Raw genomic sequence first — 12,089 nt, 5'->3', positions numbered from 1 at the left:
TCTGCTAGATTCCGCCGCAACCGTATAGCAATTCTATACTGGATCTACATACCTAAGAGTAAAAGCCATGAACCAGCCATCAAAAGCACCTCGCGGCCCACGCAGCAGCGCGGCGACGTCAAAAAGTAAAAAGAAAAGTCGTGTGGAGCTCGATCAGGAAGCGCGCGAGCGCAAGCGCCTGAAAAAGCGCCGTGGCCTGGCTTCCGGTTCACGTACCCAGGTTGAGTCTGCCAGCCAGAAAAATAAAACTGGCGCGCAACCCAAAGATCCTCGTCTCGGCAGTAAAGTGCCGGTTGCGCTGGTGGTCGACGCTAAAGTGAAGGCGACCAAGCCACAGCCAAAACCGAAGGCAGAAAAACCGCGCCTCACGCCAGAAGAAGAACTGACCAAGCTGGAAAACGATGAACGTCTGGATGCCTTGCTGGATCGCCTGGATGAAGGCGCCACGCTGAGCGCGGAAGATCAGGCGTACGTTGATCAAACCCTGGATCGTATTGATGCGCTGATGGAACAGCTGGGCATCGAACTGGGTGATGAAGACGACGAAGAGCAGGAAGAGAAGCAGGAAGATATTCTGAAACTGCTGAAAGGCGGTAACCCGAAAGACGTATTTTAAGCGGTTATGTGGCTGATCCCGGCAATAGCCCTACTGTTGACATGTTATCTACTGTGGTTATTCGGTAAACTGTGGCGGCTGTCGAAGCGCAAAACGCGTTTTCGCAGCGCTTCCGCGGCCAGACAGCGTAGACAACTGCCCATTTCCCGGCCCGGTAGGAAAAAATATCGGAAGGAGTGAGCAAGCATGTCAGAACAGACCATTGTCTGGGATTTGGCCCTGATCCAAAAATATAACTATTCAGGCCCGCGTTATACTTCATACCCCACGGCGCTGGAGTTTAACCAGGGCTATGACGAAGCTGCGTTCCAACGCGCGGCTACGCGCTACCCTGAGCGCCCGCTGTCGCTGTATGTCCATATTCCCTTCTGTCATAAGCTCTGCTATTTCTGCGGCTGCAATAAGCTGGTCACACGCCAGACTCACAAGGCCGATGAATACCTGGCCGTGTTGGAGCGGGAAATCATCGCTCGTGCCCCTCTGTTTGCCGGCCGCAAGGTCAGCCAACTGCATTGGGGCGGCGGTACGCCAACCTATCTGGATAAGCAGCAAATCAGTCGGCTGGTCGCCATGCTACGCCAGCACTTTGATTTCCAGCCAGCAATGGAGATGTCGATCGAAGTTGACCCGCGTGAAATCGAGCTGGACGTGCTGGACCACCTGCGTGCCGAAGGCTTCAACCGCCTCAGCATGGGAGTGCAGGACTTCAATAAAGAAGTGCAGCGTCTGGTTAACCGCGAGCAGGATGAAGAGTTCATTTTTGCCCTGATCGCCCGGGCTAAAGCGCTTGGCTTCAACTCGACCAATATCGATCTGATTTACGGCCTGCCGAAGCAGACGCCAGAGAGTTTTGCCTTCACCCTGCAACGGGTGGCAGAGCTGAACCCGGATCGCCTGAGCGTATTTAACTACGCCCATATGCCGAACCTGTTTGCTGCCCAACGTAAAATCAAGGACGCCGATCTACCTAGCGCCCAGCAGAAACTCGATATTCTGCAGCAAACCATCGCTTCGCTAACGGAGTCGGGCTATCAGTTTATCGGCATGGACCATTTTGCCCGGCCGAACGATGAGCTGGCCATTGCCCAGCGCGAAGGCAAGCTGCACCGCAATTTCCAGGGTTATACCACCCAAGGGGACAGCGATCTGCTGGGCCTGGGGGTTTCCGCCATCAGCATGCTGGGTGACAGCTACGCGCAGAACCAGAAAGAGCTGAAGGTGTATTACGCTAACGTGGAAGAGCAGGGGAACGCCCTGTGGCGTGGCCTGGCGATGACGGAAGATGACTGCCTGCGCCGTGATGTGATCAAGACGCTAATCTGTAATTTCCAACTGGCCTATCAACCGATTGAGCAGCAATACGGCATTGCGTTTGCGGATTACTTTGCCGCCGATCTGGAGTTACTGGCGCCGTTCGAACGTGACGGGCTTGTGGAGCGCGATGAGCATGGCATTCGCGTCACGCCTCGTGGGCGCTTGCTGATCCGTAATATTTGCATGTGCTTCGATATCTACCTGCGTAAACAGGCCCGCGCCCAACAGTTCTCCCGGGTTATCTGACGCCAACACCAAGGTGGATGTGTAGGGGCGCAGCGTGCTGCGCCCTGTTAACTGAAGAAATTGATCAGTGCGGCGCACAACACCGTGGCAACGGCCGCCTGCGGTGAATGGCTGACGGCAGAGCCGACGTCTGCGCCTTGGGTAAGAAAGACGATGAGTGTATCCAGCATCAAAAGCCTCCTGAGTTTGCGTTTCGATCATACTGCTGTCGCATATCCGGTAAAAGCCTTAAATCGCTGGTTTTTTGTGCGCTGGATTGTATTTTTAATCATCTAGCGCCCCCTCTCTTACTCCATCCCTAATTCTTTCAGCTTACGCGTTAAGGTATTCCGGCCCCATCCCAACAGGCGGGCAGCTTCCTGCTTGTGCCCCTGGGTATGCCGTAGCGCGGTGGTGAGCAAAGTGCGCTCCATTTCCGGCTGAGCTTCGGACAACAGGTTTTGATGACCGGAACGTAACGCGCGGTCGGCCCACTGTGCCAACAACGTGGCCCAACTGTCCGGTAAGCCGTGGCTACTGGCTTGCGGCGCGGCGGTTTCAAACAGCTCTGAAGGCAGATCCTGGATCAGCACTTCTTGCCCGGCGGCCATCACGGTCAGCCAGCGGCAGGTGTTTTCCAACTGGCGTACGTTGCCTGGCCACGGCAGGCGAGTGAGGGCGGTTTCGGTTTCCGGATGCAGGTTCTTCGCCTCCACACCCAACTCTTTCGCAGCCACCTGAAGGAAATAGCGCGCCAGGCGCGGAATATCCTCACGGCGTTCACGCAGCGGCGGCAGATGTACGCGGATCACGTTCAGGCGGTGGAACAGATCCTCACGGAATTTGCCCTCCTGAACGCGCAACTCCAGGTTCTGGTGGGTGGCGGCAATGATACGCACGTCAACCTTTACCGGCGCATAGCCACCCACGCGATAGAACTGGCCATCCGCCAATACGCGCAGCAAGCGGGTTTGCACATCCAGCGGCATATCCCCGATTTCATCCAGGAACAGCGTACCACCGTCGGCCTGTTCAAAACGGCCCTGACGGATCTGATTGGCGCCGGTAAACGCCCCTTTCTCATGACCGAACAGTTCAGATTCGATCAGGTCTTTGGGGATCGCGGCCATGTTCAGGGCGATAAACGGAGATTTGACGCGTGGGCTGTGGCGATGCAACGCATGGGCGACCAGCTCTTTCCCAGTTCCCGACTCCCCGTTGATCAGCACGCTGATGGAGGAACGTGACAGGCGGCCGATAATGCGGAACACATCCTGCATTGCCGGGGCCTCACCAATAATATCGGCGACAGGATCGTTGGCAGGCTGGCTGCGAGCGGGTTGCTGCTGCTCTTGATAGTGGCTGATGGCACGCTCTACCAGAGCAACGGCCTCATCAATATCAAAGGGTTTTGGCAGGTAATCGAATGCCCCTTGTTGATAGGCGCTAACCGCCGCGTCCAGATCCGAATGTGCCGTCATTATGATGACCGGGAGCATCGGGTGACGCTGTTTGATCTGCTTGAGCAGCGCCAGGCCATCCATACCCGGCATGCGGATATCTGATAGCAGCACGTCGGGAGTTTGCGTGGCCAATGCTTCCAACACGGCATTGCCGCTGTCGAAGGTGACGCTGTTCACCCCGGCTCCGGTGAGCGCACGCTCTAGCACCCAGCGGATGGAGCTATCGTCATCGACGATCCAGACTATCCCTCGTTGCATAGCACAAACCTCACTGGCGAATAGGCAGGAAAACCGAGAATTCGGTGTGACCTGGCCAACTGTTAAATTCAATTTTTCCGCAATGCTGATCGATTAGATTACGGGCGATGGATAACCCCAGGCCGGTACCGCCTTCGCGGCCGCTGACCATTGGGTAGAACAGAGTGTCTTGCAACTGGGCCGGTACGCCCGGGCCGTCATCCTCAACATCGATCCGTGCCGCCAGCCGGTAGCGGGTGCCGTGCAGGGTGATCTGAAACGCGGTACGCGTGCGCAGCGTGATGGTGCCACCGGTTTCGCTCAGCGCCTGCAGCGCGTTGCGGGTGATATTGAGCAACACCTGCTCGATTTGATCGGGATCGTGCGCCAGCTCAGGCAGACTAGGGTCGTAATCACGCACCAGCGTGACGTTATCGGGTTTCTCCAACGACACCAATTGGAAGACTCGCTCCGCGACCTGATGGATACTCTGAGTAATATGTTGGCCGGGGCGCTGTGGCCCTAGCAGGCGATCTACCAGATTACGCAGCCGATCGGCCTGTTCGATGATCACCTTGGTGTATTCCGTCAGCGAAGGGTCTGGCAAAGCTTTGGCCAGCAACTGCGCGGCACCCCGCAAACCGCCGAGCGGATTTTTGATTTCATGCGCCAGGCCGCGCACCAGATCGCGAGCCGCAACCTGTTGGGCGTGCTGTAACTGCTCCTGGCTGAGGCGACGCTGATTGTCCATTGGGGCCAGCTCAAGCAGAATAAAGCCATCTGGCAGCGCCTGAGCGGTCAGGGAGAGGATATGGGCGCGGCTGTCGACCACCAGGGTCACTTCGTTATCGGTAAAGCCCTGGCCGGCATGCAGGCTTTCGCGCATCAGATCGATATTCAGCGAAAAATAGCCAAGTAAATCGGGCAGTGGTGTACCGAAAAGTTTACGAGAACTCTGTGCCAGCAGCTGTTGTGCCGCCGGGTTGGCGTAGTGGATCGCCAGTGTGTCATCCAACAGCAAAATGCTGTTGATGAGAGAATTGAGGATCTGCCCAGCATCGGGCAGCTTGCCGGTTGCCATACAGCAGTCTCCTGCACCTTTTTAGTGCATCCATCCTACTCCATCCGCAACCATCACGGTATGAAATAGTTTTGCAGAATATACGGTGGAGAAAAAAGCCCATCCGAAGATGGGCTAAAAGTTTCCACGGCAACAAAAAAACGGCTACTAATACTTAGGACGCGCCATCCGTAGACAGCGCGGGTATGACTTAAACGCTGTAATACAGTTCGAACTCAACTGGGTGTGGCGTCATGCGCACGCGATCCATCTCTTCTTTACGCAGTTCGATGTAGGCATCGATCGCGTCGTCGGTGAATACGCCACCGCGGGTCAGGAATTCACGGTCTTCGTTCAGTGCGGCCATTGCTTCATCCAGTGAGCCAGCCACTTTTGGAATTTCAGCTTCTTCTTCCGGCGGCAGGTCATACAGGTTTTTATCCATGGCATCGCCAGGGTGGATCTTGTTGATCACGCCGTCCAGGCCAGCCATCAGCAGTGCAGCGAAGCACAGGTATGGGTTAGCCGCTGGGTCCGGGAAACGAGCTTCTATACGGCGCGCTTTCGGGCTGGCAACCACTGGGATACGGATAGACGCAGAGCGGTTACGGGCAGAGTAAGCCAGCATAACCGGCGCTTCGTAACCTGGGACCAGACGCTTGTAGGAGTTGGTGGTCGGGTTGGCCAGGGCGTTGATCGCTTTAGCGTGTTTGATGATGCCGCCAATGTAGAACAGCGCCATTTCAGACAGGCCGCCGTACTTGTCGCCAGCGAACAGGTTGGTACCGTTCTTGGACAGTGACATGTGGCAGTGCATACCTGAGCCGTTATCGCCGAACATCGGTTTTGGCATGAAGGTCGCGGTTTTGCCAAATGCGTGAGCCACGTTGTGAACCACGTATTTGTAGATTTGGATTTCGTCGGCTTTCTTGGTCATGGTATTGAAGCGGGTAGCCACTTCGTTCTGACCTGCGGTTGCCACTTCGTGGTGGTGAGCTTCAACCACCAGGCCCATTTCTTCCATGGTCAGACACATGGTAGAACGGATGTCCTGTGAAGAGTCGACCGGTGGCACTGGGAAGTAACCGCCTTTGACCGCTGGACGGTGGCCTTTGTTGCCGCCTTCGAGTTTGGTGCTGGAGTTCCAGGCGCCTTCGATATCATCAATAGCAACCATAGAACCACGGATGCTGCTACCGAAACGAATGTCGTCAAACAGGAAGAACTCTGGTTCTGGCCCGAACAGCACGGTATCGGCGATGCCGGAAGAGCGCAGGAAGTCTTCAGCACGCTTGGAGATTGAGCGTGGGTCACGATCGTAGCCCTGCATGGTGCCTGGCTCGAGGATGTCACAACGAATGATCAGGGTAGACTCTTCGAAGAACGGATCCAGAACCGCCGTGCTGGCGTCTGGCATCAGGACCATGTCAGATTCGTTGATGCCCTTCCAACCACCGATTGAGGAGCCGTCAAACATTTTACCTTCTTCGAAGAAGTCGGCATTTACCTGATGAGCAGGGATGGTAACGTGTTGCTCTTTACCCTTGGTGTCAGTGAAACGCAGGTCTACGAATTTCACTTCATGCTCATTCAGCATCGTCAAAACGTGTTCAGCGGACATACTTAACTCTCCCGGATTTATCGTTGTCATCGTCGTGGAACGAATCTGTGTAACTGGCCTGTTTTGCCTTGTATAGACTAAAGCGAAAACTGTGCCAACTTTTAAAAAGCGAAAAAATCGCCGGTTTGTGCGGGTTTTGCTCATTGCCAGTATGCACCATTAGCGATGCAATGCACTATGGTGGTGCAAATAACCTGCGGTAGGGCACTGGAATGGTGCAAAACATCATCGATTGCTGCTTTTTGCACCGTGAAAGGGATCACAAACTAGCCTGTACACAGTTGTTTATAAGAGAGTGTTGTGATCTTGTTTAGTACCTCGCTTAATACGTGTACAATAGCGCGCTATTTCTAATGCCTGAGGCAAAGCTGTGATCGAAAATTTGCGTAACATCGCCATTATTGCCCACGTTGACCATGGTAAGACCACCCTGGTTGACAAGTTGCTGCAACAATCCGGTACTTTCGGAGAGCGTTCAGAAGCGACAGAACGCGTAATGGACTCCAACGATTTGGAGAAAGAGCGTGGGATTACCATCCTCGCAAAAAACACCGCCATTAATTGGAAAGACTACCGCATCAACATCGTAGACACCCCAGGACACGCCGACTTCGGCGGCGAGGTAGAGCGCGTGATGTCAATGGTCGACTCGGTGCTGCTGGTTGTGGATGCAATGGATGGCCCAATGCCGCAAACCCGTTTCGTGACCAAGAAAGCGTTTGCTAATGGTCTGAAACCGATCGTGGTAATCAACAAGGTTGACCGCCCTGGCGCGCGTCCTGACTGGGTTGTGGATCAGGTCTTCGACCTGTTCGTTAACCTGGACGCTACCGACGAACAGCTCGACTTCCCAATCATCTATGCATCCGCATTGATGGGTATCGCTGGTCTTGACCATAACGATATGGCCGAAGACATGACTCCGCTGTACCAGGCGATTGTCGATCACGTCTCTGCGCCGCAGGTTGAGCTGGAAGCACCTTTCCAGATGCAGATCTCGCAGCTGGACTACAACAACTACGTGGGCGTTATCGGCATCGGCCGTATCAAGCGTGGTAAAGTGAAGCCTAACCAGCAGATCACCCTGATCGACAGCGAAGGCAAAACCCGTAACGGTAAAATCGGTAAAGTGCTGACCCATATGGGTCTGGAACGTATCGAAGCCACCGTTGCCGAAGCGGGCGACATCGTTGCTATCACCGGCCTGGGCGAGCTGAACATCTCCGACACCATTTGTGATGTGAACGCGGTTGAAGCGTTGCCAGCACTGTCGGTTGATGAACCTACCGTAAGCATGTTCTTTAACGTCAATACCTCACCGTTCTGTGGTAAAGAAGGCAAGTTCGTGACTTCACGCCAAATCCTTGAGCGTCTGAACAAGGAACTGGTACACAACGTGGCGTTGCGCGTTGAAGAAACCGAAGATGCTGACGCATTCCGTGTTTCAGGCCGTGGTGAGCTTCACCTGTCGGTTCTGATCGAAAACATGCGTCGTGAAGGTTTTGAACTGGCGGTTTCCCGTCCGAAAGTTATCTTTCGTGAAATCGATGGCCGCAAGCAAGAGCCGTTCGAGAACGTGACGCTGGATATCGAAGAACAGCACCAGGGTTCTGTGATGCAGGCGATGGGTGAGCGTAAAGCTGACCTGAAAAACATGGATCCAGATGGCAAGGGCCGTGTGCGTCTTGACTACGTGATCCCAAGCCGTGGCCTGATCGGCTTCCGTAACGAATTCATGACCATGACTTCTGGTACCGGTCTGCTGTACTCCACCTTCAGCCACTACGACGATGTGCGTCCGGGCGAAGTGGGCCAGCGTCAGAACGGCGTGCTGATCTCTAACGGCCAGGGCAAAGCGGTAGCGTTCGCTCTGTACGGTCTGCAAGATCGCGGCAAGCTGTTCCTGGGCCACGGTGCTGAAGTGTATGAAGGCCAGATCATCGGTATCCACTCACGTTCTAACGACCTGACCGTGAACTGCCTGACCGGTAAGAAACTGACCAACATGCGCGCATCGGGTACCGATGAAGCGACTACCCTGGTTCCGGCCATCAAAATGTCTCTGGAGCAAGCTCTGGAATTCATCGATGATGACGAACTGGTAGAAGTGACGCCAATCTCGATCCGTATCCGTAAGCGTCACCTGACGGAAAACGATCGTAAGCGTGCCAACCGCGGTCCTAAAGAAGCTTAATTCGCCGATTTAATCCGCAATACTTAGGGCGTGTCACAGCGCCCTGAGTTTTTTCCTCTGTCTTTCCCCCTTTCTGCGGCGCGCCATGCGCTTTTCACACTGCTCCCTGTTCAGCCTTAACTTTTCCCGTTACAGTGAAATCTCACTGGCCCATGGGAGAGGACTATGCTGTATATCTTTGATTTAGGTAATGTGATTGTCGATATCGATTTCAAACGTGTACTGGGCGTGTGGAGCAACCTGAGCGGCACACCGCTGGCGACGTTGTCCGAACGTTTTAGCATGGGTGAGGTATTCCAACAGCACGAGCGCGGCGAGATTAGCGACGAAGACTTTGCGGCCAAACTCTGTGAAGAGATGGGGATAGCGCTCAGTTTCGAGCAGTTTGCCACCGGCTGGCAGGCGGTATTTGTCGCCCTGCGCCCTGAAGTGATCGAGATTATGCACCGTCTGCGCAACGAAGGGCATCGCGTGGTGGTGTTATCGAATACCAACCGTCTGCACTGCAATTATTGGCCTCAGCATTACCCTCAGGTCGCTGAAGCGGCCGACCACATGTATCTGTCGCAGGATCTAGGCATGCGCAAACCCGATGCCAACATCTATCAGCACGTACTGAAGGCGGAAAACACTCCGGCGGATCAGGCGGTATTCTTTGACGATGTGGCGGCGAACGTAGAAGCGGCCGCAGCGCTGGGGATTAAGGCGGTACACGTCATCGATCGCCAGGTTGTGCCGGCTTATTTTGCTCAATGATCAGCGTACGTTAAGCTTAAGGCGTCCAGACTGACATTTAGGATAAAGCTATGTCGTTTTTCCGCCGCAAAAAGCTGCCATCGTCGATCAAACCCGGAATAACCTTCGGGCGGTTGCTGATTAAACGTATTGATGAGGATGGCCTGACCATGTTGGCGGGCCATCTGGCCTATGTCTCGCTACTTTCCCTGGTGCCGCTGATCACCGTGGTGTTTGCGCTGTTTGCCGTTTTCCCGATGTTTGCGGATATCAGCGTGCAGCTAAAAAGCTTTATTTTCTCCAACTTTATGCCTGCCGCCGGTAACGTGCTGCAACGATATCTGGAGCAGTTTGTTGCCAACTCCAGCAAGATGACCGCCGTGGGGATCTGCGGCCTGATCGTCACCGCGCTGCTGCTGATCTATTCGGTGGATAGCGTGTTGAACACCATCTGGCGCAGTAAGAACCAGCGGCCGATAGTGGTTTCCTTTGCCGTTTACTGGATGGTGCTGACCCTCGGCCCGCTGTTGGTGGGGGCCAGTATGGCGATCAGCTCCTATCTGTTGTCGCTAAACTGGTTAGCGCAAAGCGGCGTTAACAGCCTGGTGGATGAGGTGCTGCGCATCTTCCCGCTGCTCCTGTCCTGGGTCTCTTTCTGGTTGTTATACAGCGTGGTGCCCACAGTACGCGTGCCTGCGAAAGATGCGTTGATCGGGGCTCTGGTGGCCGGGGTGTTGTTCGAGCTGGGTAAGAAAGCTTTTGCGCTGTATGTCACCATGTTCCCTTCCTACCAGCTGATCTACGGCGTGCTGGCGGTGATCCCGATTTTATTTTTATGGGTCTACTGGAGCTGGTGTATCGTGTTATTGGGCGCCGAAATCACCGTTACGCTGGGTGAGCACCGCCTTTACCAGCAGCAGAAAGCAGAAAAACAGCAAAAAGAGGAGCAGGAAGGATCGTTATGATTGCGTTAATTCAACGGGTATTAAACGCCAGCGTTACGGTAGAAGGTCAGACAGTAGGCAAGATTGGCCCCGGTTTGTTAGTGTTATTGGGCGTTGAGCAGGACGATAACGAGCAAAAAGCCCAACGCCTGTGTGAGCGGGTGCTGGGGTATCGCATCTTCGGCGACGAGGATGACAAGATGAATCTTAACGTTCAGCAGGCTGGTGGTAGCCTGTTGGTGGTGTCGCAGTTCACCCTGGTAGCCGATACCCAGAAAGGCATGCGGCCAAGTTTTTCGCGCGGTGCGGTGCCGCAGGAGGCCGATCGGCTATACCGCTATTTTGTTGGGCAGTGCCAGGAACGGGGTATTGAAACCCAGACCGGTGAGTTTGCCGCCGATATGCAGGTGGCATTGGTGAACGATGGCCCGGTGACGTTCTGGCTGCAGGTTTAAAGATCACAAGAGAAGGCGTCTATGTATCACCTACGAGTACCCGTTACAGAACAAGAACTGAAAGACTATTACCAGTTTCGCTGGGAGATGCTGCGCAAGCCATTACACCAGCCGGTGGGTTCGGAAAAGGATGCCTACGACGCCATGGCGCACCATCAGATGGTGGTGGATGAGAACGGCCGGATAGTGGCGATTGGCCGTCTGTATATCAATGCCGATAACGAAGCCGCTATCCGCTTTATGGCGGTCGATCCAGCTGTGCAGGACAAAGGCCTGGGAACTCTGGTGGCAATGACCCTTGAGTCGGTAGCGCGCCAGGAAGGAGTGAAGCGGGTGGTGTGTAGCGCCCGTGAGGACGCGGTGGACTTCTTTGCCAAGCTGGGCTTTATCAACCAGGGCGAAATCACTGCGCCGCATACTACGCCGATCCGCCATTACCTGATGATCAAACCCGTGGCCACGCTGGACGATATTCTGCATCGCCCCGACTGGTGCGGGCAGTTGCAACAAGCCTGGTATGAACATATCCCGCTCAGTGAAAAAATGGGCGTGCGCATCAGCCAATATACCGGCCAACGCTTTGTTACCACGATGCCGGAAGTGGGTAATCAGAATCCACACCATACGCTGTTTGCCGGTAGCCTGTTCTCCCTGGCAACGCTGACCGCCTGGGGGCTGATCTGGCTGCTGCTGCGTGAGCGTCACCTGGGCGGCACGATTATTCTGGCAGACGCCCACATCCGCTACAGCAAACCGATCACCGGCAGGCCGAGAGCCGTTGCCGATCTGAGCTCATTGAGTGGCGATCTGGCCCGTTTGGCGCGTGGCCGCCGGGCGCGCGTGCAGGCAGAGGTACATTTATTCGGTGACGATGACGAAGGTGCAGTATTTGAGGGCACCTATATGGTGCTGCCAGCCGAACCGGAAGAGCCGTTGGACAAGGGCGGTTCAGAGCCGATAGCGAGCTGAGCATCAAGCTCAGAATAGATTCTGTGACCAAACCTATCCTGGTGGGCGCGCATGCTGCGCCCATTTAACGGTAGGGCTTAATCGATGACTTAATCTGTCGTATAAATTGGGCTCGGCTGCCGATTATTTTTTTAATCAGAAAATTCCGCCTTTATTTAGCATAATTGACTGTTTAATTTGCATACATCAAATAAAGTGCAGGCATTAAAACAATTTCAGAATATTTACCCCGCCTCACTCTGAGATTTATGCCAAT

11 protein-coding genes are annotated in these 12,089 nt (G+C 54.7%); 7 read left to right on the top strand and 4 right to left on the bottom strand.

The features are described from left to right. Positions 1-67 precede the first annotated feature (67 nt). Both yihI and hemN read left to right on the top strand, forming a co-directional pair. On the top strand, positions 68-616 hold the full coding sequence (gene yihI / locus KGP16_RS26185) for a Der GTPase-activating protein YihI (protein ID WP_223498636.1): 549 nt from the start codon (positions 68-70) through the stop codon (positions 614-616). 186 nt (positions 617-802) lie between these two features. After that, the gene (gene hemN, locus KGP16_RS26180; RefSeq protein WP_094983256.1) at positions 803-2,176 is read left to right on the top strand and encodes an oxygen-independent coproporphyrinogen III oxidase; all 1,374 of its coding nucleotides are present in this window, start codon (positions 803-805) and stop codon (positions 2,174-2,176) included. A gap of 47 nt (positions 2,177-2,223) precedes the next feature. Here the strand turns inward: hemN and KGP16_RS26175 are convergent, their stop codons facing one another. The 4 genes from KGP16_RS26175 to glnA form a co-directional block, all read right to left on the bottom strand. After that, on the bottom strand, positions 2,224-2,346 hold the full coding sequence (locus KGP16_RS26175) for a YshB family small membrane protein (protein WP_137751101.1): 123 nt from the start codon (positions 2,344-2,346) through the stop codon (positions 2,224-2,226). Between the two features lie 117 nt (positions 2,347-2,463). Continuing rightward, positions 2,464-3,876, bottom strand: coding sequence for a nitrogen regulation protein NR(I) (gene glnG, locus KGP16_RS26170; protein ID WP_024527821.1), 1,413 nt, complete (start codon positions 3,874-3,876; stop codon positions 2,464-2,466). Positions 3,877-3,886: 10 nt separating this feature from the next. Then, the gene (gene glnL / locus KGP16_RS26165) at positions 3,887-4,936 is read right to left on the bottom strand and encodes a nitrogen regulation protein NR(II) (RefSeq protein WP_065683705.1); all 1,050 of its coding nucleotides are present in this window, start codon (positions 4,934-4,936) and stop codon (positions 3,887-3,889) included. A 190-nt stretch (positions 4,937-5,126) separates the two neighbouring features. Then, positions 5,127-6,536, bottom strand: a complete 1,410-nt coding sequence (glnA, locus tag KGP16_RS26160; protein ID WP_024482962.1) for a glutamate--ammonia ligase — start codon at positions 6,534-6,536, stop codon at positions 5,127-5,129. Positions 6,537-6,906: 370 nt separating this feature from the next. On the opposite strand from glnA, the gene typA reads away from it, so the two are divergent. The 5 genes from typA (at position 6,907) to fabY (ending at position 11,833) form a co-directional block, all read left to right on the top strand. After that, positions 6,907-8,730, top strand: coding sequence for a ribosome-dependent GTPase TypA (gene typA / locus KGP16_RS26155; RefSeq protein ID WP_059199303.1), 1,824 nt, complete (start codon positions 6,907-6,909; stop codon positions 8,728-8,730). 165 nt (positions 8,731-8,895) lie between these two features. Continuing rightward, a complete protein-coding gene (gene yihX / locus KGP16_RS26150) occupies positions 8,896-9,486 on the top strand; it encodes a glucose-1-phosphatase (RefSeq protein ID WP_024482960.1) in 591 nt (196 codons plus the stop codon). 50 nt (positions 9,487-9,536) lie between these two features. Continuing rightward, positions 9,537-10,430: a virulence factor BrkB family protein gene (locus KGP16_RS26145; RefSeq protein ID WP_209523658.1), complete on the top strand. Its 894-nt coding sequence runs from the start codon at positions 9,537-9,539 to the stop codon at positions 10,428-10,430. Next, positions 10,427-10,864 carry a D-aminoacyl-tRNA deacylase gene (dtd, locus tag KGP16_RS26140; RefSeq protein ID WP_024527827.1) on the top strand — a complete coding sequence of 146 codons (438 nt, stop codon included), beginning with the start codon at positions 10,427-10,429 and terminating at the stop codon, positions 10,862-10,864. Before KGP16_RS26145 ends, dtd begins: the two co-directional genes overlap by 4 nt. A gap of 21 nt (positions 10,865-10,885) precedes the next feature. Next, positions 10,886-11,833 carry a fatty acid biosynthesis protein FabY gene (gene fabY / locus KGP16_RS26135; RefSeq protein ID WP_223500559.1) on the top strand — a complete coding sequence of 316 codons (948 nt, stop codon included), beginning with the start codon at positions 10,886-10,888 and terminating at the stop codon, positions 11,831-11,833. Positions 11,834-12,089: the final 256 nt, after the last annotated feature.

This window comes from Serratia sp. JSRIV006 (assembly GCF_019968685.1).
Lineage (GTDB): Bacteria > Pseudomonadota > Gammaproteobacteria > Enterobacterales > Enterobacteriaceae > Chania > Chania fonticola_B.
The sequence above is the reverse complement of the archived record's forward strand: the minus strand, read 5'-3'. Positions and strand labels throughout refer to the sequence as shown.

Bases quoted from the DNA above. Each gene is read 5' to 3' on its own strand.
- yihI (WP_223498636.1), top strand. From the start codon at position 68: ATGAACCAGCCATCAAAAGCACCTCGCGGCCCACGCAGCAGCGCGGCG.
- hemN (WP_094983256.1), top strand. From the start codon at position 803: ATGTCAGAACAGACCATTGTCTGGGATTTGGCCCTGATCCAAAAATAT.
- KGP16_RS26175 (WP_137751101.1), bottom strand. From the start codon at position 2,346: ATGCTGGATACACTCATCGTCTTTCTTACCCAAGGCGCAGACGTCGGC.
- glnG (WP_024527821.1), bottom strand. From the start codon at position 3,876: ATGCAACGAGGGATAGTCTGGATCGTCGATGACGATAGCTCCATCCGC.
- glnL (WP_065683705.1), bottom strand. From the start codon at position 4,936: ATGGCAACCGGCAAGCTGCCCGATGCTGGGCAGATCCTCAATTCTCTC.
- glnA (WP_024482962.1), bottom strand. From the start codon at position 6,536: ATGTCCGCTGAACACGTTTTGACGATGCTGAATGAGCATGAAGTGAAA.
- yihX (WP_024482960.1), top strand. From the start codon at position 8,896: ATGCTGTATATCTTTGATTTAGGTAATGTGATTGTCGATATCGATTTC.
- KGP16_RS26145 (WP_209523658.1), top strand. From the start codon at position 9,537: ATGTCGTTTTTCCGCCGCAAAAAGCTGCCATCGTCGATCAAACCCGGA.
- dtd (WP_024527827.1), top strand. From the start codon at position 10,427: ATGATTGCGTTAATTCAACGGGTATTAAACGCCAGCGTTACGGTAGAA.
- fabY (WP_223500559.1), top strand. From the start codon at position 10,886: ATGTATCACCTACGAGTACCCGTTACAGAACAAGAACTGAAAGACTAT.